Below are 19,437 nucleotides of genomic sequence, written 5' to 3' on the forward strand. Positions count from 1 at the left end.
CTATCGACCTGGCGATCTCGGTACAATACGATGAATTGAAGTCGGAGCAATGAGGGGATTGGGTGGGTCGAAGGTGGAGGACTTCAGAGCGATCGCCGACCTGATCGCCGGGGAGATCGCGGCGGGGCGGCTGCGGCCGGGCGACCGGCTGCCGCCGCAGCGGGCGTTCGCGCGCAAGCACCGCATCGCCGGCTCCACCGCCGCTCGCGTCTACCAGGAGCTGACCCGCCGGGGCCTGACCGTGGGAGAGGTGGGCCGCGGCACGTTCGTCCGGGCCGCCGACCCGCGGCCGGGGCCGGCCCTGGCCGAGCCCGCCGGCAGCCGGATCGACCTGGAGCTCAACTATCCCGTCGTCCCCGGTCAGGCGAAGCTCCTCGCCGACGGCATCAACCCGCTGCTCCGCCCCGACGTGCTGGAGTCGGTCATGCGGCCGGTCGGCGCGGCGGGCACCCCGTCGGCCCGTGGCGTGGTCGCCGACCTGCTCGCGCGCGGGCGGTGGCGCCCGGACCCCGAGCGGCTGCTGTTCGCGGGCAACGGCCGTCAGGCGATCGCGGCGGCGCTCTCCGCGTTCGTCCCTCCCGGCGGGCGTCTCGGGGTGGAGGAGCTCACCTACCCGGTGCTCAAGGGCATCGCGGCCCGAGCCGGCGTCACGCTCGTCCCGCTGCGGGCCGACGCGGCGGGCCTCGATCCCGCGGACCTCGCGAACGCCGCGCGCAAAGCCCCGCTGAAGGCCGTCTACGTCCAGCCGACCATGCACAACCCGCTGTCGATCAGCATGCCCGAGCAGCGAAGGGCCGAGCTCGCGAGCGTCCTCGCCCGCCTGGACCTGGTCGCGATCGAGGACGCGATCTGGTCATTCCTCCGCGACGACCTGCCGCCGCTGGCCGCGTACGCCCCCGAGCACACGGTCCTCGTCGACAGCCTGTCCAAGCGGCTCGCGCCTGGCCTGTCGCTCGGCTTCGCGGTCCCGCCGCACGCCGCCGTCGCGTCCGTCGCGACGGCGCTGCGCTCGGGCGGGTGGACGCCGATGCGGTTCGCGCTGGAGGCGGCCACCCGGTGGCTGAGCGACGACACCGCGCGGTCGGTGGCCGACGCCAAGCAGCAGGACGCGGCCATGCGCCAGGAGATCGCCGCGACCCACCTCGCCGGTTTCGCCGTGCGCAGCGACCCGCGCTCCTATTACTGCTGGTGGGAGCTGCCGGCACCGTGGCGGGCCGACACGTTCGTGGCCGCCGCCGCCCGGCACGGCATCGCGGTCACTCCCGGGGCCGCGTTCGCGGTCGGACGGAACAGCGCCCCCAACGCCGTCCGCCTCGGCCTCGCCTCACCCTCGCCGGAGACCCTCTCCCGGGCCTTGGCCGTCCTCGCCGGCCTCGCCAGGTCCACCCCGGACGACCTCCTCGCCGAGTGACCCTTCCGGCGACCTCGGGCGACTTCTGGCGGCTTCTGGCGATCTTGGGCGGGAGATCCGCCTCTACTGCCGGCGCATCAGCAGACGGCCCTGGCGGAACCGCTCCCCCTCGTGCGGCTCGCGCAGCACCCGGCCGACCTCGGCGAAGCCGGCCTCGCGTGCCAGCGCGGCCAGCTCGTCGATCGGCCACCGGTACGCCGTCGTCACCTTGTGATCGAACGGCGTCACCGGCTCCCCTTCGGACTCGAAGAAGCCGAGCAGGAGATGGCCGCCAGAGGCCAGGACCCGCCCGAACTCCCTCAAGTACGCCGGCAGCTCCGGCGGCGGCACGTGGATGACCGAATACCAGGACACGATGCCCCGCAACTCGTCGTCGGCCAGATCCAGGGCGTCCATCGAGCCGACCTCGAAGCGCAGCTCCGGATACGCCTCACGGGCGAGATCGATCATCACCGGCGACAGGTCGAGGCCGAAGACGTCCAGCCCCAGCTTCCGCAGGTACGCCGTCACATAGCCGGGGCCGCAGCCGAGCTCGGCGACCGGTCCGCCCCCGCCGGTCCGTACGACCTCGGCGAACACCTCCAGCGCCGCGCGATCCAGCGGCTGGTCGTCGAGCGCGTTCTGGAAGAGGCGGGCGTACAGGGCGGCGACGGCGTCGTAGGCGTTCGCCGTGGTGGTGAGGTAGGAGGGGCGTTCGATCATGACGGGCCACCCTACCCGAGGACCACCCCCCGCACCCGCCCGTCGCCCCACGGTCCCGCGGCCGGCCATCGCCTCGCGACTTCGTGCCTGCCCGGCCCCCTGCCCCGCGCCCGGCAGCCTGCACCCTCTGGCTCCATGTCCGCCCGGCGCCCCACAGCCCCGCGTACGTCCGGCGCCTCGCGGCCCGCGCCCGCCCGACACCCCAGGCCCCGTAGCCGCCCGGCACCTCGCGGCTTCGTGCCTGGCGGGCACTCCGCGAGGGCGTGGGGGCGGATTCGGGTTCTGGGTGGGGTGCGATGCTCCATGCTGGGCGTGTCCCAGCATCGTCCACGCTCACCTGCGAGGAGCCCTCTTGACCCGGTACGCCGTCGATCGCAGCCGCAACGCCCTCATCGCCTCCTGGAACACGGGGCTGGGGGACACCGCGGCGGTGGTAGCCGATCTTCCCGCCGGGATGTCCACCCACGACGCCCTCGCCCTGGCCAGGGCGCTGACCAGGCTCTCCGAGGTCTGCTGGCGGTGCTACACGCATCCGGCCAGCGCCGCCGGCAGCCAGGAGCCCGGCTCGGAAGGCGAGCGCCGGCAGGCGGAGCGCGACGCATTCGCCGTCGTCCTCACCGCGCTGACCCGCCCGAACCTGCCCTCGGACGGATACCTGGCCCGGTCCTTCGTACGGGTCGAAGAGGCCGCGCACCGGGTGGGCCGGGCCCTGCACGCGCTCGGCTCCGCCGAACTGACCACCCGCGTCACCATCGACGTCGCCGCGGAGCTGGCCGCCATCGAGCAGGCCGAGCTGGGCAACCTGGCCGAACGCGCCCGCCAGGCGGTCGCCCTCACCCGCGAGGACGCCTCCCCCGTCCAGGTTGCCCAGGCGAACAACCTGCTGCACGACGACCCGTTCGGCCCCGAGACGCTCTTCACCGAGATCGACCCGGCCGCCGCCGCCGTCGCCGCCGCGCACTGGCTGGACGCGGCGGCCACTGTCACCGCCGAGTACGCCGGGCTGCCGGCCGCGCAGATCGTGGTCGAGGCCGACACCATCGAGGCGCTCCCCCACGAGACGCCCACCCTCGTCCTGGAGCTGATGGCCGACGGCGCCTCCCCTCGCCAGGCGGTGATGTCACTGATCCGCGAGGCCCTGCGGGTCGCCGAAGGTGAGATCCCCGACCTCGCGCAGCTCCGGCAGCGGATCGACGCTGCCGAACGGCTGCTCGCCCAGTGGCGCGAGGATCAGCGTGAGCCGCGCCTCGACGCCCTCGGCCTGCGGCTCACCCCTCTGGATCCCGCCCGTCCGGCCCTCGACCTTCTGGAGGACCTGCTCAGCGGGATCCGCGGCTGCTGGCTGCTGTACGCCGAATACGCCACAGAACGCGACGAGACGGGCGTACCCCAGGAGGAGGGCCCCGGAGAGGAGGGTCCCAACGAGGAGGGCCTCGACGAGGAGGAGTGGCGGGAGCGCCGCACCGCGTCGTTCTTCGCCGAAGTCCGGCAGGCGGCGGCTGCCCGGCGCGACCGTCTGCTGTGATCGCCTGGCCTGCTGCCCCCCGGCCGCCGTCCACTGCTGCGGCCCCCTGCCGTACGCCCTCTGCCGTATGCCCTCTGCCGTACGCCCCCTGCCGTACGCCCTCTGTCGTGACCCCTGCGGCGACAGCGTGTGCCACCGCCCCACCTTTGATCGCTGGTGAACTTATTGCGAGTTGCTTGCAATTGCGATTTATGAGCAGAATGTGGTGTTTTCTCAGCACGACCGACCGCTCGTCTCCGGAGACCACCATGAGAAGGCTGCTCGTCCTCGCGACGGCTCTGACACTGACCGCCTGTGGGCAGACCCCGGCCGTCCAGGAGGCCGCCCGCGAGGCCGTCCAGGAGAACGGGCAGGCGGCGCCGGCCGGGTTCCCGGTGACGGTCGAGAACTGTGGGCGCGAGCTCACCTTCGACCGGCCGCCGTCCAAGGTGGTCACCGGCTACCACCCCGCCCTGGAGACCCTGCTCGCCCTCGGCCTGGGCGACCGGATCACCGGGCGCACGTTCTTCGGTGAGAGCGCGTTCCTGCCGGGGCAGAAGGAGCAGTACGACAAGATCCCGCAGATCAGCGAGACGATCATGCTGCCGCAGAAGGAGGTCATGCTCTCCCAGGGCGCTGACTTCGTCCTGGACAACGCGATGGCGAGCTTCGACGCCGCCGGCGGCTACGCGACCGTGGAGGAGCTGGACGCGGCCGGCTCACCGGTCTACATCCTGGGCGGCTGGTGCAGCCCCGAGGAGGTGCTGCGGTTCACCCTCGACGACACCTTCACCGACCTGCGCAACCTCGGCCGGATCTTCGGCGTCCCCGACCGGGCCGAGAAGCTGGTCACCGAGTTGCAGGGACGGCTCGCGGACGTCAAGAAGCGCGTCGAGGGCCGTACGCCGGTCAAGGTGCTGGCCACGGACGGCGGCAAGGGCCCGGTCAACGCGTACGGCGGCGCCGGCGTCACGAACCAGATGATCACCATGGCGGGCGGCGTGAACGTGCTGGCCGGGGTCAAGGCCGACTACACCGAGGTGAGCGCCGAGGAGGTCAGCGCGTCCCAGCCGGAGGCGCTGCTGGTCAGCGACTACGCCACGCTGCGCGGCGAGGACACGCCGAGCTCGCCGGCCAAGGCCGAGGAGGCGTTCGCCATCGCCAGGAACAGCCCGGCGGCCAAGGACAAGCGCTATCTCGCCCTGCCCGTGGCGGCCCAGCATCCCGGCTACCGCAACCTTCTGGCCGTCACCGACCTCGCCCGGTTCCTGCACCCGGACGCCTTCGCGCAGTGACCGGCACCACCACGCGGAGCCCGGCTCCGGCCGGGCACGTCCTCCGTGGCCGGCGGGTGAGCCGGTTCGTCCTGCTCGTCATCGCGCTCGCCGGCGCCGCCGTCGCCTCGACCTGGCTCGCGGTGAGCATCGGCGCGGTGCCCGTCGCCCTGCCCCAGGCGTGGGGCATCGTGGCCGACCGGCTGGTGCCCGGCGCGGTGCCGCGTACGTGGACGCCGGTCCAGGAGCAGATCATCTGGGAGTTCCGGCTGCCGCGCGCGCTGCTGGCGCTGCTGGTCGGGGCCGGGCTGGCGGTGGTCGGGGCGGTGCTGCAGGCACTGGTCCGCAACCCCCTCGCCGACCCGTTCCTGCTCGGCGTCTCCTCGGGTGCGTCGTTCGGGGCGGTGCTCGTGCTGATCCTGGGGGCCTCGGCGCTGGGCGGGCTGTCGCTGTCGGCCGCCGCCTTCGCGGGGTCGCTGCTGGCCCTCGGGCTCGTGTACGTGCTGGCGCAGCGGGCCGGGCGGCTCACGCCGTCGCGGCTGGTGCTGGCCGGGGTGGCGCTGGCGTACCTGTTCCAGGCCGCCTACAGCTTCGTGCTGCAGCTGGCGCAGAGCGGGCGGGCCGCGCAGCAGGTGCTCTTCTGGCTGATGGGGAGCCTCGGCGGGGCCCGCTGGCACCTGCTGCCGCTGCCCGCCGTCGTGCTCGCCGTCGGGGTGGCGTACCTGCTGACTCAGCACCGTCCGCTGAACGCGCTGGCCGCCGGGGAGGAGACGGCCGTCTCTCTCGGCGTGAACGTCAGCCGTTTCCGCCTGACCCTGTTCGTGCTGACCTCGCTGCTGGTCGGGGTGATGGTGGCGACCAGCGGCGCGATCGCGTTCGTCGGCCTGATCGTGCCGCACGCCGCGCGCCTGCTCGTCGGCGCCGACCACCGCCGGGTGCTGCCGGTGACGGCCCTGCTCGGCGCCGTGTTCCTGCAGCTCGTGGACATCGCGGCGCGGACCGTCAACGCGCCGCAGGAGCTGGCGCTGAGCATCGTCACCGCGCTGTTCGGCGTGCCGTTCTTCCTGTGGCTGCTGCGCCGCCGCTCCGTGGACCGGGCGGTGACCGTCGGATGAGGCTCGACCTGCGGGGGGTGGCCGTCACGCTGGACGGTCACCCGATCGTGCGCGAGGCGGGGCTGCGGGTGGCCGACGGCGAGCTCGTCGGCCTGGTCGGGCCGAACGGCTGCGGCAAGTCCACCCTGCTCCGCGCCGTCTACCGGGCCCTGCGCCCGTCCGCCGGGCTCATCGCCGTGGACGGCGACGACGTGCACCGGCTGCCGGCCCGCGAGGCGGCGCGGCGTACGGCCGTCCTCGCCCAGGAGATCCCGGCCGACCTGGACTTCACCGTGGCGGAGATCGTCGCGATGGGCCGTACCCCCTACAAGGCGGACGCCGCCACCGACGAGGCGGTGTGCGCCGGCGCGCTGGACCGGGTCGGCCTGAGCGCCGCCGCCGGACGGATCTTCGCCACCCTGTCCGGCGGCGAGAAGCAGCGGGTCCTGCTCGCCCGCGCCCTCGCCCAGCGGACGCGCCTGCTCCTGCTCGACGAGCCCACCAGTCATCTCGACATCCGCCACCAGCTCGAACTCCTGCACCTGATCCGCGATCTGGGGATCGCCACCCTGGCGGTGCTGCACGACCTCAACCAGGCCGCCGCCTTCTGCGACCGCCTCTACGTCATGAACGCCGGCCGCGTCGTCGCCGGCGGCCCGCCCCACGAGGTCCTCACTCCCGATCTGATCTCCGAGGTGTACGGGGTGCGGGCGGTGCGCCGGCCCCAGCTCGTCTTCGAACGGCTCCCGGAGGAACCGTGACCGGAGGCCGGGTCGAGCGATACTCAAGCGTGACGGAGCAGGCTGCGCGTATGAGGAATGACCCCGCCGAAGCGTTCGTGCCGGGAGCATCTGTCGTGCCTGGTCACGAACGGGTCGAAGCACTGCGTCCGTGTGTCGAGCGGATGGCCGAGGAACTGGCCTCCCAGGAGGGGGGCGTCTCCCCTGCCGAGGTGGCGCGGCTGCTGGCGGCGATGGCGGCCGGCAAGCTCCTGGGGGTGCCGGAACGCGACCGGGACGCGCTCGCCGACTGGCTCGACGACGCGACGGCTCACCTGGACACGCACCCGGACGCCGAGGCGGGCGCGGACGCGGGTGAGCTGATCGAGGGTTATCTCGCCGAGCTGGTCGAGGTCAGGAGCTGCCGGCCCGGGGACGATCTCATCAGCGATCTGCTGCGGGCGGAGTTGCCCGAGACGCAGGTGCTCCGGCTCGGGCAGGCCGCCCTCACGGCGGCGTACGTCCTGGCGCGCGCGGAGATCGCCGCCGCGCTGCAGGCCGGCCCCCGGACGACTTCCGAGCCGGGTGAGCCGGCCCAGCCGGGCGGGCTGGGGGGCGCGTTCGAACGGATGGTGGCGGCCGCCGCGGTGCGCGCCTGGGCCGGTACCGGGATGGGACGCTGAGGTCAAAGGTGTCCCAGTTGGCGCCACAGGTGTTCCTCCGCGCCGGTCGGCGGAACGTCGGGCAGCACCCGTTCGGGATGTCCGGGTGGCGTGGCGGGTTCGGGCGCGAGGTCGCCGGAGGGGTGTCCGGCTCCGGGGGCGGGCTCCTTGAGCAGCGGCGCGGGGCCCATCGCGGCGAAGAGACCGTAGTGGATCATCCCTTGCCACAGGCCGCCGGCGAGGCGGCGCAGCACCCGGCGGGCCCGGCGCAGCGGGTCTTCCGGCACGGACATCACCTCCATCCGCGCGCAGTATCCTCCGGCCCGTTCAAGCGCCGGTCGAGCGGGAGTACGGCCGACCTCACCGGCCGGGCGGTTCGCGCCCCGTCCAGGTCGTTCCCCGCCCGGTCCACCCGGTTCATGCCCAGTGCGGGCCGGCTCGCGGGCGGTCTCGGAGAGGGGCGCCTCGACCGCGGGGCGGGGGTGAGGGCTGGTCAGGCGGGGCCTCTCCTCAGGCTCGAGTGCCGCTGGAGCGGCACGTGGTGGGATGCCCCCATGCGGGTGATCTTCACGACCTGGGCCTGGCCGTCACACTTGTACGCGATGGTTCCCCTCGCGTGGGCGCTGCGCGCGGCCGGGCACGAGGTGCTCGTCGCGACCCAGCCGGAGCTGCTGGAGACCGTCCGGCACACGGGGCTGCCGGCCGCGGCCGTCGGGCGAGACGTGGACGCGCCGGCCGCCTTTCATGACATCGCCTTCCCCTCGTCCGCTCCTCCCGGAGAGGGCGCGCGGGGCGGGCCGCGGGTGGTGGGGCTGTTCGCAGCGATCGCCGAGGCGATGGCGCCCGAGCTGGTCGCCCTGGGGCGCGGCTGGCGAGCCGATCTGATCGTCTCGGAGTCGACGTGCCTGGCGGGGCCGGTGGCCGCCGCGGCGCTGGGCGTCCCGCACGTACGGCACCTGTTCGGCACCGACCTGCTGGGGAACGCGGCTCCCTTCCTGCACCAGGCGCTGGGGCCGCTGTGCGACCGGCTGGGTCTGCCCGGGGTCGACCTGGCGGGGGTGGCGACCGTGGATCCCTGGCCGTCCGGTCTGCAGGTGCCGGCTCCCTCCCGCCGGATCCCGCTGCGTTACGTGCCCTTCAACGGCCCCGGGCGGCTCCCGCGCCCGCTGCCCGGTGGCGGGGGCTCCGGTCTACCGCGGGTGTGCGTCACGTGGGGCACCACCCCGGCGCGGGTGGACAAGCGGCTCTTCCTGGCCGGGCGGGTGGCCCGCGCGCTCGCCGGCCGGGCCCGGGTGGTCCTGGCGGTCACGGCCGAGCAGCGGTCGCTCCTCGGCGAGCTGCCCCCGGACGCGCACGTCGTCGAGTCGGTCCCGCTGCATCTGCTGCTTCCCCGCTGCGAGGCGGTCGTCTGCCACGGGGGCGCGGGGACCGTCCTGACCGCGCTGGCCCAGGGGCTTCCCTTGCTGCTCATCCCGTGCCTGCCCGACCACGTACGGCATTCCGCCGCCGTGGCGGGGGCGGGGGCGGGTGTCGCGCTCCCCGCCGGGACCGGCGACCCCGAGCTGATCGCGGCAGCGCTGCCCGACGTGCTGGCGTGCGGGGCGGCGGCGGACGGGCTGCGCGCCGAGCTGGCCGCGCGGCCCTCGCCCGCCGCCGTGGCCCGCGAGCTGGAGACGCTCGTCCAGCTCGCGGACCGGTGAGATCAGTCCTTGCGGCAGACGACCAGGGTGTCGAAGTCGCCGAGCGGGGTCACGGTCACCGAGGTGAAGCCGGCGGACTCGGCGTGCCCGCGTAGCTCCTCCGAGGTGTACTCGGACCCGCCCGTGGACACCAGCAGCATGTCCAGGCTGATCACCAGGTTCTCCACCCGGCTGCGCGCGTCGTCGAGCATGCGGTCGTACACCAGCAGCGTGCCGCCGGGGTTCACCGCGTCGTACGCCTTGTGCACCAGGCCCCGGCGCTGCGACTCGTCCCAGTCGTGCAGGACGTGGCCCATCAGCACCACGTCGGCCGCGGGCAGCGGGTCCTTGAAGAAGTCCCCGCCGTGGAAGGAGACCCGCCCGGTCAGGCCCATCTCGGCCATGTGCTCGTCGAAGAACGGCTCCATCTGCGGCAGGTCGAACACGAGCCCGCTCAGTTCGGGGTGGGCCTTGACGATCTGGCCGGCCAGGTTGCCCCGGCAGCCGCCGACGTCGAGCACGGACCGTTGCCCGGACCAGTCGTAGGCGTCGATGAGCTCCGGCCCGATGATCTGGGTCAGCGCGTCCATCATCCGGACGAACTGGCCCAGCAGGCCGGGATCGGCGATGACGTCGTCGAAGCTCCCCGCGGCCTGCGGCGCGCCGGTGCGCAGGGCCTCGGTCAGCTTGCCCCAGGCCGGGTAGAGGTTGCGGTTGGAGCGCAGCAGGAAGCCGCCGACGTACGACGGCAGCTCGCGCACCAGGAACCGGTCCGCGCCCGGGGCGTTGCGGTAGCGTCCGCCGTCCTCGGTCAGCAGGTCGAGCGCGACGAGCAGCTGGAGGAAGTCGCTGAGGCCGCGGCCGTTCAGGCCGAGCCGCTCCCTCAGCTCGTCCGCGGTGGCCGGCCCGGTGTGCAGCGCGTCGAACACGCCGAGCTCGACCGCGGTGAGCAATGCCTTGGCGTCGCAGAAAGCGTTGCCGAGGCGGAGGATTCCCGCCGCCGTGTCCCGGCCGGCCGTGGCAGTCGTCATATCACGGCGCTCCCTTCTCCTGTGGTAGCGGCCCTTCTCCTTGTGGTCCGGGCCGTGCCCACTGTTCGGCGTGAGCGTGGAGATTCGCTCGAACGGCGTTGGAGCCGCGAGGGCAGCGGCCTGCCTGCTTCAGATGACAGAGATCTTCGAGTACCCGCCGGTACGACATCAGGGACAGTTCGGTCGAGCAAGAAGGAATCGACCATGAGTGACGTGCGTGTTCCGGTACTGGTCGTGGGCGGTGGACCCGTCGGCCTGTCAACCGCCCTCTTCCTCGGGTGCCACGGGGTGCCGACGCTGCTGGTCGAGAAGCGCGACAGCACCTCCCAACTGCCGCGCGCGCCCGGTCTCCAGGCGCGGACCATGGAGCTGTTCCGCGCGGCCGGGGTGAACCGGGAGATCCGCGCGCTGGAGGTCGGCGACTCCCACGCCTACTTCGAGGGCGGGATCCTCCAGGTCAACACGTTCGCCGAGATCGACGACGCGGTCGTGCTGGAGGCGCCGTCGCTGGACGGCCCGGAGATCAGCCCGGAGCGGGTCATGGGCTGCGGGCAGGACCGTTACGAGCGGGTCCTCGTCGACCTGGTACGCCGGCAGGGCGGCGAGGTGCGCTTTCGCCACCGGCTGCTGTCCTTCACCCAGGACGCCGACGGGGTGACCGCGCTCGTCGAGGACAAGGACACCGGCGAGCAGATCACGGTCAGGGCCGACTATTTGGTGGGCGCGGACGGCGCGAACAGCCGCACCCGGCACCTGCTGGGGCTGCGCCGCGAGGGCCGGGGGACGGTGTTCAACGCGCTGAGCGTCTACTTCCGGGCCCCCGAGCTGGAGGAGCTGCTCAAGGGCCGCAAGTTCATCCTGTGCTACGCCATGGCGGCGCCGGGCACGCTCATGGGTCTGTCCCGGCTGCACGGCGTGGACCCGTGGCTGGCCGCGCCGCTGTACTACCCGGAGAAGGGCGAGACGCCCGAGGACTACCCGGACGAGCGATGTGTCGACATCGTCCGCACCGCCGCCGGGAAGCCGGACATGAAGGTGGAGATCGTCGCGAAGGTGCCGTGGCAGGGCGCCCAGCTCGTGGCCGAGACGTTCCGGCGCGAGCGCGTGTTCCTCGTCGGGGACGCCGCGCACGTGCATCCTCCCGCCGGCGGCTTCGGCGCCAACACCGGTATCCACGACGCGCACAATCTCGCGTGGAAGCTCAGCGCGGCGCTGACCGGGTGGGGCGGGGACGCCCTGCTGGACAGCTACGACGCCGAGCGGCGCGGGGTCGGGCGGGCCATGGCCGAGCAGGCGATGGTGCGCAACCGCATCAGGCACGGCTACGCGGACGAGGAGACGGTGGCGTCCATGGTGGACGACATCATCATCACCCTCGGCTACCGCTACCGGTCGGACGTGCTCACGGGGGTACCTGACAGCCCAGTGCTCACGCCCAATCTGCGGCTGACCGCGGAGCCGGGGACGCGGGCGCCCCACGTCTGGCTGGAGCGGGACGGTGCCCGCCTGTCCACGATCGACCTGTTCTGGGATGGTTTCGTGCTCCTGACCGGGAGCGAGGGTGACGCCTGGAAGCGGGCCGCGGAACGGGTCGGGGTGCGCGATGTGGCGCCGTTGCGCGCGTACCGGGTGGGCGCGGACGGCGACCTGAGGTCTGTCGAGCGTGACTGGGCCGGCGCGTACGGGATCTCGGAAGGGGGCGCGGTCCTCGTCCGGCCGGACGCCTTCGTCGCCTGGCGCTCCGCCGGGCCGGCCGCGGACGCGGAGTCCGAGCTCACCGGCGCCCTCGCGCGCGCCTGCGGCCACGACGCAGAGACGGGCGAGCCCCGGTGAGCGCGGGCGGGGCCGAGTTCGCCGGTGACGGCAGGCTCGTGCTGCGGCGCATGCCGAACTGGTATCTCACGCTCTTCTTCAGCGACGCGCTCGAACGCTTCGGCTTCTACGGCCTCCAGGCCATCCTCGTGCTGTACGCGGCGGCCCCGCGCGCCCGGGGCGGCCTGGGCCTGGACATCGCGGACGCGGCGTCGTTGTTCGGCGCCTGGATCGGGTTCATGTTCATGCTGTCGCTGGTCGGCGGCTGGGTGGGCGACCGGCTGCTCGGCAACCGGCGCGCCCTGCTGGCCGGCTGCCTGACCAGCGTCGCGGGCTACCTGTGCCTGGCCGTCCCGGCCGACTGGGCCACCGCGGCCGGGCTGCCGCTGCTGGGGATCGGCGGGGCCGTCTACAAGCCGAACCACCAGGCGATGATCAACATCATGTTCGGCGACCGGAGCCGGGCGCGGGAGGCCGGGATCTCGCTGATGTACGTGGCGACCCAGGTCTCGGCGCTGCTCGCCCCGCTGGTCACCGGCTACCTGGGCGAGCGGGTGAGCTGGCACCTCGCCTTCCTGGTGCCCGCGGTCGTCCTGCTGGCCACCTCCGTGCAGCTCGCCGTGACCGCGCCGCAGTTCGGCGGGGTGGGCGACCGGCCGGTCAACCCGCTGACCCCGGCCGAGCGCGCCGCCGCGGCGCGCCGCACGGTCTACTGCGTCGCGGTGCCGGCCGCCGTGCTGGTCGCGGCGGGCCTGCTCGGCGTGCTGAGCGCGACGCTGGCGATCGGGCTGACCGGCGTGCTCAGCGTCGTCGTGCCCATCGCCGGGTACGCGCTGCTGTACCGCAATCCTGAGCTCGGCCCGGACGACCGCCGCCGGCTGCGGACGTTCCTGGCGGTCTACCTCGGCGCCACGCTCTTCTGGATGATCATCGCGCACGCAGCGTCCCTGCTGAACCTGTTCGCCCGCGACCACGTGGACCTGGACGTGGCCGGCTTCGTCATCCCGGCGAGCTGGCTGCAGGTCGCCACCCCGGTCTTCATCCTGGCGCTCGCGCCCGTGATCGCCCTCGTGGTCCCGCGCATCGGCGGCAGGGACAACGTGGGGGTGAAGTTCGCCCTCAGCCTGGGGCTGGTCGGCGGCGGGTTCCTCATCATGTCGCTCGCCACCGTCGTGGCGGCGGGGGGCGGCCGGATCTCGCCGGTGTGGCTGATCGTCGTGTATCTCACGCACGCCTGCGGCGAGGTGATCATCGCCGCGGTGACCATCTCGGCCGCGGCCGACGTGCTGCCCAGCGGTTTCCTCGGGCGCACGCTCGGCATGCTGTGGCTGTTCGCCGGGCTCGGCGGCGGGCTCGGCAGCGGCGTCGTCCGGCTCAGCCAGATCATGCCGGAGCCGCTGTACTACCTGACGCTCGGCTCGGTGGCGGCGCTCTGCGGCCTGGGCTTCGGGCTGTGCCGCCGCATGATCAGCCGGGGCCTCGCGCCGTCGCCGCCGCGCCCGGACCGCGTTGAGCAGGGGCGTGCCGCCCGCTGACCGCGCTTCGAGCGCGCCCCCATCGGCGCTGCCGAGGGTGGTGGGGTGCCGCCTCGGCGGATCGGCTCTCGTCATCGGAGGGAGGACCACATGGAGCAAGGACTTGCCGGCAAGCGGGTGCTCGTGACCGGCGGGACCAGGGGGATCGGCCGCGCCACGGCGCTGGCCTTCGCCCGCGCGGGTGCGCGGGTCGTCACCTGCCACCGCAGCGACGGCGAGGCCGCGGAGGAGCTCGCCCGCGCGCTGAAGGAGCACGGCGAAGGACACCGCGTCGTACGCGCCGACGTCACCACCGGCCAGGGGGCGGCGCAGCTCGTCGAGGCCGCCGGGCAGACGCTGGGCGGCCTGGACGTGCTGGTGAACAACGTCGGCGTGGACGGCGGCGTGCCGTTCCAGCAGCTCGGCGAGGAGGAGTGGCGGCGGGTCATGGAGCACAACGTCACGGCCGCCTACCTGGTGACGCACGCGGCGGTGAACCTGCTCGCCGACGGGGCCTCGGTGGTGAACATCGGATCGTCGGTGGCGCTGCGCGGCCGCTCGAACGGCGTGCACTACACCGCGTCCAAGGCCGCGCTCATCGGGTTCACCCGCGGCCTGTCGAAGGACCTCGGCCCGCGCGGGATCCGGGTCAACCTCGTCGCGCCCGGGCTGACGGAGACGGAGCCGGGCGCGGGGCTGCCGCCGCAGGTGGTCGAGCGGATCGTGGGGATGACCGCGCTCGGCCGGATCTGTCGGCCGGAGGACGTCGCGGGAGCGGTGCTCTTCCTGGCCGGCGACACGTCCCGGTACATCTCCGGGGCCACCCTGAACGTGGATGGAGGAGTCTGATGCCGTACGCCGCGATCACCTATCCGGTGAAGCCCGGCCATGAGGAGGAGATCGCCGCGATCTTCGCCGATTTCCAGCGCGTCGACACGCCCGTGATCTCGGACGAGTCGGGCGCGGAGGTCGGCAAGCTGCTCGGCACGGCGGTGTTCATCAAGGACGACGTGATGATCAGGGTCATCCACTACGAGGGCGACTTCTCCGCGATCGGCCGGCACATGTCCCGGCAGCGGGGCGTCCACCTGATCGAGGAGAAGCTCGCGCCGTACCTGCTGAGGCAGCGCGACACCAGCACCGCGCAGGGGTTCGGGGCGTACTTCGCCGCCGCGACCATGCGCTGCATCAGCCAGCTCAGCGTCGACACGCACCCGGCGGGGAGCTGAGCGCCGTGGCCGCGCAGCGGGTCGCGGTGATCGGCCTCGGCGGCATGGGCGCCGGGATCGCGCGGGCCGTCCTGCGCGCGGGCTTTCCCGTCACGGTCTTCAACCGCACCCCGGAGAAGGCCGGTCCGCTCGCCGCGCAGGGCGCGGACGTCGCCGCGTCGGCGGCGGAGGCTGCCGAGGGCACCGACGTCGTCGTGCTCAGCCTCGCCGACGAGGCGGCGGTGGAGGCCGTGCTGTTCGGGGAGCTGCTCCCCCGCCTGCGCGCGGGGACCTCGGTCGTGGACACCACGACCGTCTCCCCCGCCTACGCCAGGCGGGCGGCAGAACGGCTGGAGCCGGCCGGGGTGCGGCGCGTGGAGGCGTGCGTGATCGGCAACCCCGAGATGGCGGCGGCCGGGAGGCTGCGCGTCTTCACCGCGGGCCCCACGTCCCATCTGGACGAGGTGGCCGGCGTGCTGGAGGCGATGGCGCAGGAGGTCCGCCACCTGGGCGCGGCCGGCAATGCCGGCGTGCTCAAGCTCGCGCTCAACCTGGTTCTCGGGGTGCAGACGGTCGGGCTCGCCGAGGCCGTCGCGTTCGCCGAGGCGATGGGCATGGACAGGGAGCTCCTGCTCGACGTGATCGGCAACAGCGGCTGGCACTCCCCCGTGCTCGGCTTCCGCGCCGACTTCATGCGCAAGCGGGTCTACCGCCCCGCCGGGTTCCGCTCGGCGCTGATGCACAAGGACCTGGACCTCGTCCTGAGGGAGGCGAAGGCGCGAGGGATCGGGCTGCCGGCGGTCGAGTGCGCCGCCCGGCGCTACGAGCCGCTGCTCGCCGCGGGAGGCGACGACGACGCGGCCGCCCTGGTGGAGATGGCCGCGGTCGACCTGGGCGAGGTCCAGGCCGGCCAAGGAACAGGAGAAGCATGATGGACATCGGAGTCGGTCTGCCGACGACCGTTCCCGGCGCGGACGGCCGTCAGCTCGTGGAGTTCGCGCGCCGCGCCGAGCAGTGCGGGTTCAGCACCCTCGCGACCATCGACCGCATGGTCTACGACAGCTACGACAACCTCGTGGCGCTCGCCGCCGCGGCGGCGGTCACGCAGCGGATCAGGCTGGCGACCACGATCCTGCTCGCCGCCTACCGGCCGAGCGTCGCGGAGCTGGCCAAGCAGCTCGCCAGCGTGGACCGCCTGTCGGGCGGGCGGCTGGTGGTCGGGCTGGCCGCCGGCGGCAGGGAGGACGACTTCGTCGCCAACGGCGTCCCGTACCGCGACCGCGGCCGCCGCCTGGACGCCATGATCGACGGTCTCAGAGAGGTGTGGTCGGGAGGTGGCGAGCCGGCCGGCATCGGCCCGCGCCCGGTCAACGGCGACATCCCCCTGTGGGTCGGCGGTCATTCGCCCGCCGCGATGCGCAGGGCGGCCAGGCACGGCATCGGCTGGATCTCGCCGGGCGGGTCGACGGCCAAGTACCCGGAGCTGGTGGGCCGGCTGAGCGAGCTGTGGCGGGCGCAGGGCAGGGAGGGCAAGCCCAGGATGGCGGCCCTCGGCTACGTCAGCCTCGGCCCCGGCGGCGCCGAGCGGGCACGCGCGTACCTGCTCGACTACTACGCCTACATGGGGCCGAAGGCCGAGTTCCTGGCCGCGGGCGTCATCGCCGACGAGGCCGGGCTGCGGCGCACGATCGAGGGGTACGCGGCGGGCGGCTGTGACGAGCTGCTGCTGTTCCCCTGCACCGACGAGCCCGAGCAGCTGGATCTGATCGCCAAGGTGGCGCTCGCCTGATGGTCGAGGTGCTGTCCGTCGCGGTCGTGGTCGGCAGCGGCGTCGTCGCGGGCGTGCTGTTCGCGGTGGCGCTGAGCGTCTTCCCCGCGCTGCAGGCGATGCCGGCCGACCGGTACGTGTACACGCACAAGCTGGTCGGCCGCCACTGGGACCCGACGATGCCGGTGCTCGTGCTCTCCTCGACCGCGGCCGACGTCGCCCTCGCGGCGGTGTCGGCGGCGGGGCGGCCGTGGTTCGGCGCGGCCGCGGTCCTGCTGGCCGCGGTCTCCGTGGTCTCGCACTTCTGCAACGTGCCGATCAACCGCAGGGTCAAGTCCCTGCCCGACTGGACGATCCCGGCCGGCTGGCGCGATCCGCGGCCGCTGTGGCGGCGCTGGCATCTCCTCAGGACGGCGCTGGCCGCGCTGGCCGCGCTGGCCAACGCGGTCGGGGCGATCACGGGCTGATCATGGGGCCTCCAGCGCGCTTCGAGAGGCGTTCCAGGCCGCCGGGCGAGCCTGTCGCCGACGACAGAAAGGGACATCGATGAGCACGTCTCGCGCCGCCGTCGAGGCCGTGGTGACCGGGATCGGCGTCGTGGCGCCGACCGGGATCGGCACCGAGGCGCACTGGCAGTCGGTCGTGGCGGGCAAGAGCGGCATCGGGCGGATCAGCCGCTTCGACCCGACGCCGTACCCGGTCCGGCTGGCCGGGCAGGTGCCGGGCTTCCTGGCGAGGGAGCAGGTGCCGAGCAGGCTGATCCCGCAGACGGACCACTGGACGCACATGGCGCTGGCGGCGGCGGCCGCCGCGCTGGAGGACGCGCGCGTGGACCCGGCCGGCTTCGACGACTACGACATGGCCGTGGTCACGGCGAGCTCGTCGGGCGGCACGGAGTTCGGCCAGCACGAGATGGAACGGCTGTACCTGAACGGCCCCTCGTGGGTCAGCGCCTACCAGTCGATCGCCTGGTTCTACGCGGCGACGACCGGCCAGGTGTCCATCAGGCACGGGATGCGCGGGCCGTGCGGCGTGATCTGCTGCGAGCAGGCCGGCGGGATCGACGCCTTCGGGCAGGCGCGCCGGCTGATCAGGCTCGGCTCGCGGCTGGTGGTCAGCGGGGGCACGGACGCGCCGCTGTGTCCGTACGGGCTGGTCGCCCAGCTCAGCAACGGGAAGTTGTCCCAGGTGGACGACCAGGCGCGGGCCTATCTGCCGTTCGACGTGCACGCCTCGGGCCACGTCCCCGGCGAGGGCGGGGCCATGCTGATCGTGGAGAGCGCGGAGAGCGCGAGCGCGCGGGGCGCCGGGGGCGGTTACGGGACGATCGCCGGGTACGCGGCCGGCTTCGACCCCCCTCCGGGATCGTCCCGGCCGCCGGTCCTGCGGCGCACGATGGAGCGCGCCCTGGAGGACGCCGGCTGCCCGCCGTCCGAGGTGGACGTCGTGTTCGCCGACGCGGCCGGCGTGGCCGAGGAGGATCTGGCCGAGGCGCGGGCGCTCACGGAGGTGTTCGGCCCGCGCGGCGTGCCGGTGACCGCGCCGAAGACACTGACGGGCCGGCTCTACGGGGGCGGCGCGTCGCTCGACATCGCCACCGCGCTGCTCGCCCTGCGGGACGGCCTGATCCCGTACACGGCGGGGCCGGGCACCCTGGCCCCCGGCTGCGACATCGACCTGGTGACGGGCCAGCCCCGCGAGCTGCCCCTGCGCACGGCGCTGGTCCTGGCCCGCGGGTACGGCGGGTTCACCGCGGCGCTCGTGCTGCGGGCCCCGGACCCGGCGTCCCCGCCCCAGGCGAACCCCGGAGAAGACAAGGGAGGAACAGGATGAGCAGGATCACCCTCGCCGAGCTCACGGAGATCATGCGGACCAGTGTGGGAGTGGAGGAGGGGGTGGACCTCGACGGTGACATCGCCGAGATCGCCTTCGCCGAGCTGGGCTACGACTCCCTGGCGGTCCTGGAGCTGGTGTCGCAGGTGGAGCGCCGCTACGGCGTGTCGATACCGGACGAGGCGGTGCCCGAGATGCCGACCCCGGCGCGGGCCGTCGCCTTCATCAACGAGCGTCTCACGCTGGAGGGAGTCTAGGGATGGCGGCGCACACCGACAACGAGATCGTCATCAACGCGCCCATGGACCTGGTCTGGGACATGACCAACGACATCGAGTCCTGGCCGCGGCTGTTCAGCGAGTACTCCGCCGCGGAGATCATCGAGCGGCGCGGCGAGACGGTGGTGTTCCGTCTCGCGCTGCACCCCGACGCGGACGGCAAGGTGTGGAGCTGGGTCTCCGCGCGCACCCCCGACGCGACGACCAGGACGGTCCGCTCGCAGCGGATCGAGACGGGGCCGTTCAAGTATATGTGGATCTACTGGGAGTACTTGCCGGTGGACGGCGGGGTCCGCATGCGCTGGGTGCAGGACTTCGAGATGAAGCCGCAGGCGCCTGTGGACGACGAGGCGATGCGGCGGCGCCTCGATCACAACACGCCGATCCAGATGCGACTCATCAAGGAGAAGGTCGAGGCCGCGGCGCTGGTCGGCTGAGGCACTGACGGGAGGTGCGAGGTGCTGGAGATCTTGGTGCCGGGGGTTCTGCTCGTCAACGGGCTCGCGGCGGGGGTGCTGATGGGCACGCAACTGGGTGGCTGGCCGCTGCTGCAGAGCCTGCCTCCGGGGCGGTATGTCCACGCCCATGCGTTCTTCTCCACCCGCTTTGACCCCTTCATGCCGATCTGCCTGATCGGTACGCTCGCCGGCGACGCGGCACTCGCCCTGCTCACCGGACCGCCCGCCGCCACCGTCCTGTTCGCCGTGGCCGGCGCGCTCGCCCTCGGCACCGTGACGGTGTCCCTCGTCAAGAACGTCCCCGTCAACAGGTGGATCAGGGGACTCGACCCGGACCACCTGCCGGAGGACTTCGCCGAACGCGACCCCCGCCGCCACTGGGGCGGCTGGAACCGGGCGCGAAGTGCGATGTCGGTCGCCGCCCTCGCGGTCAACTGTGTTGCTGTCGGCCTTCTGCTGTGACCCGAGCATCAGAAGGAGAACGTGGAGG

At 73.2% G+C, this 19,437-nt stretch carries 21 protein-coding genes; 18 read left to right on the top strand and 3 right to left on the bottom strand.

Annotation, left to right across the window (positions count from 1 at the left end):
* Positions 1–73: 73 nt before the first annotated feature.
* Positions 74–1,411, top strand: a complete 1,338-nt coding sequence (locus tag BMW85_RS03985) for an aminotransferase-like domain-containing protein (RefSeq protein WP_091076868.1) — start codon at positions 74–76, stop codon at positions 1,409–1,411.
* 63 nt (positions 1,412–1,474) lie between these two features.
* Here the strand turns inward: BMW85_RS03985 and BMW85_RS03990 are convergent, their stop codons facing one another.
* Positions 1,475–2,113, bottom strand: coding sequence for a class I SAM-dependent methyltransferase (locus BMW85_RS03990; RefSeq protein ID WP_091076870.1), 639 nt, complete (start codon positions 2,111–2,113; stop codon positions 1,475–1,477).
* Between the two features lie 352 nt (positions 2,114–2,465).
* Here BMW85_RS03990 and BMW85_RS03995 point away from each other — a divergent pair, with 352 nt between their 5' ends.
* The 5 genes from BMW85_RS03995 to BMW85_RS04015 all read left to right on the top strand — a co-directional run bounded on the left by BMW85_RS03995 (position 2,466) and on the right by BMW85_RS04015 (position 7,387).
* Positions 2,466–3,638 (top strand): hypothetical protein, encoded by a 1,173-nt coding sequence (locus tag BMW85_RS03995; RefSeq protein ID WP_091076873.1) that lies wholly within the window; start codon positions 2,466–2,468, stop codon positions 3,636–3,638.
* 248 nt (positions 3,639–3,886) lie between these two features.
* Entirely contained in the window at positions 3,887–4,912 is a 1,026-nt protein-coding gene (locus BMW85_RS04000; RefSeq protein ID WP_177240473.1) for an ABC transporter substrate-binding protein, read from the top strand.
* Complete coding sequence (locus BMW85_RS04005) at positions 4,909–6,006, top strand: FecCD family ABC transporter permease (protein ID WP_177240474.1); 1,098 nt, start codon at positions 4,909–4,911, stop codon at positions 6,004–6,006. The genes BMW85_RS04000 and BMW85_RS04005 overlap by 4 nt, the downstream gene beginning before the upstream one ends.
* The gene (locus tag BMW85_RS04010; RefSeq protein ID WP_091076877.1) at positions 6,003–6,746 is read left to right on the top strand and encodes an ABC transporter ATP-binding protein; all 744 of its coding nucleotides are present in this window, start codon (positions 6,003–6,005) and stop codon (positions 6,744–6,746) included. The genes BMW85_RS04005 and BMW85_RS04010 overlap by 4 nt, the downstream gene beginning before the upstream one ends.
* 50 nt (positions 6,747–6,796) lie before the next feature.
* Complete coding sequence (locus tag BMW85_RS04015; protein WP_143082083.1) at positions 6,797–7,387, top strand: cytochrome P450 family protein; 591 nt, start codon at positions 6,797–6,799, stop codon at positions 7,385–7,387.
* A 2-nt stretch (positions 7,388–7,389) separates the two neighbouring features.
* On the opposite strand, the gene BMW85_RS04020 is transcribed toward BMW85_RS04015, so the two are convergent.
* On the bottom strand, positions 7,390–7,653 hold the full coding sequence (locus tag BMW85_RS04020) for a DUF6059 family protein (RefSeq protein WP_143082084.1): 264 nt from the start codon (positions 7,651–7,653) through the stop codon (positions 7,390–7,392).
* A gap of 315 nt (positions 7,654–7,968) precedes the next feature.
* Between BMW85_RS04020 and BMW85_RS04025 the strand changes: the two genes are divergently transcribed.
* Positions 7,969–9,066, top strand: coding sequence for a nucleotide disphospho-sugar-binding domain-containing protein (locus BMW85_RS04025; RefSeq protein ID WP_245774591.1), 1,098 nt, complete (start codon positions 7,969–7,971; stop codon positions 9,064–9,066).
* A 2-nt stretch (positions 9,067–9,068) separates the two neighbouring features.
* Here BMW85_RS04025 and BMW85_RS04030 read toward each other — a convergent pair whose 3' ends face one another.
* Positions 9,069–10,076 (bottom strand): methyltransferase, encoded by a 1,008-nt coding sequence (locus BMW85_RS04030; RefSeq protein ID WP_091076886.1) that lies wholly within the window; start codon positions 10,074–10,076, stop codon positions 9,069–9,071.
* Positions 10,077–10,280: 204 nt separating this feature from the next.
* Between BMW85_RS04030 and BMW85_RS04035 the strand changes: the two genes are divergently transcribed.
* The 11 genes from BMW85_RS04035 (at position 10,281) to BMW85_RS04085 (ending at position 19,409) form a co-directional block, all read left to right on the top strand.
* On the top strand, positions 10,281–11,909 hold the full coding sequence (locus BMW85_RS04035) for an FAD-dependent monooxygenase (protein WP_091076889.1): 1,629 nt from the start codon (positions 10,281–10,283) through the stop codon (positions 11,907–11,909).
* A complete protein-coding gene (locus BMW85_RS04040; RefSeq protein ID WP_245774592.1) occupies positions 11,906–13,423 on the top strand; it encodes a peptide MFS transporter in 1,518 nt (505 codons plus the stop codon). The genes BMW85_RS04035 and BMW85_RS04040 overlap by 4 nt, the downstream gene beginning before the upstream one ends.
* 90 nt (positions 13,424–13,513) lie before the next feature.
* Positions 13,514–14,251 (top strand): SDR family NAD(P)-dependent oxidoreductase, encoded by a 738-nt coding sequence (locus BMW85_RS04045; RefSeq protein ID WP_091076893.1) that lies wholly within the window; start codon positions 13,514–13,516, stop codon positions 14,249–14,251.
* A complete protein-coding gene (locus BMW85_RS04050) occupies positions 14,251–14,631 on the top strand; it encodes a SchA/CurD-like domain-containing protein (protein ID WP_020546132.1) in 381 nt (126 codons plus the stop codon). Before BMW85_RS04045 ends, BMW85_RS04050 begins: the two co-directional genes overlap by 1 nt.
* Before the next feature lie 5 nt (positions 14,632–14,636).
* Positions 14,637–15,542 (top strand): NAD(P)-dependent oxidoreductase, encoded by a 906-nt coding sequence (locus BMW85_RS04055; protein WP_091076896.1) that lies wholly within the window; start codon positions 14,637–14,639, stop codon positions 15,540–15,542.
* Positions 15,539–16,399: an LLM class flavin-dependent oxidoreductase gene (locus BMW85_RS04060; protein WP_245774593.1), complete on the top strand. Its 861-nt coding sequence runs from the start codon at positions 15,539–15,541 to the stop codon at positions 16,397–16,399. The genes BMW85_RS04055 and BMW85_RS04060 overlap by 4 nt, the downstream gene beginning before the upstream one ends.
* Positions 16,399–16,845 (top strand): anthrone oxygenase family protein, encoded by a 447-nt coding sequence (locus BMW85_RS04065; protein WP_091076900.1) that lies wholly within the window; start codon positions 16,399–16,401, stop codon positions 16,843–16,845. The genes BMW85_RS04060 and BMW85_RS04065 overlap by 1 nt, the downstream gene beginning before the upstream one ends.
* A gap of 79 nt (positions 16,846–16,924) precedes the next feature.
* Positions 16,925–18,211 carry a ketosynthase chain-length factor gene (locus BMW85_RS04070; protein WP_091076902.1) on the top strand — a complete coding sequence of 429 codons (1,287 nt, stop codon included), beginning with the start codon at positions 16,925–16,927 and terminating at the stop codon, positions 18,209–18,211.
* On the top strand, positions 18,208–18,468 hold the full coding sequence (locus BMW85_RS04075; RefSeq protein WP_020546127.1) for an acyl carrier protein: 261 nt from the start codon (positions 18,208–18,210) through the stop codon (positions 18,466–18,468). The genes BMW85_RS04070 and BMW85_RS04075 overlap by 4 nt, the downstream gene beginning before the upstream one ends.
* Positions 18,469–18,470: 2 nt before the next feature.
* Positions 18,471–18,926: an SRPBCC family protein gene (locus BMW85_RS04080; protein ID WP_091076904.1), complete on the top strand. Its 456-nt coding sequence runs from the start codon at positions 18,471–18,473 to the stop codon at positions 18,924–18,926.
* 21 nt (positions 18,927–18,947) lie between these two features.
* A complete protein-coding gene (locus BMW85_RS04085) occupies positions 18,948–19,409 on the top strand; it encodes an anthrone oxygenase family protein (protein ID WP_091076907.1) in 462 nt (153 codons plus the stop codon).
* Positions 19,410–19,437 lie beyond the last annotated feature (28 nt).

Source organism: Nonomuraea wenchangensis, from assembly GCF_900111685.1.
GTDB lineage: Bacteria > Actinomycetota > Actinomycetes > Streptosporangiales > Streptosporangiaceae > Nonomuraea > Nonomuraea wenchangensis.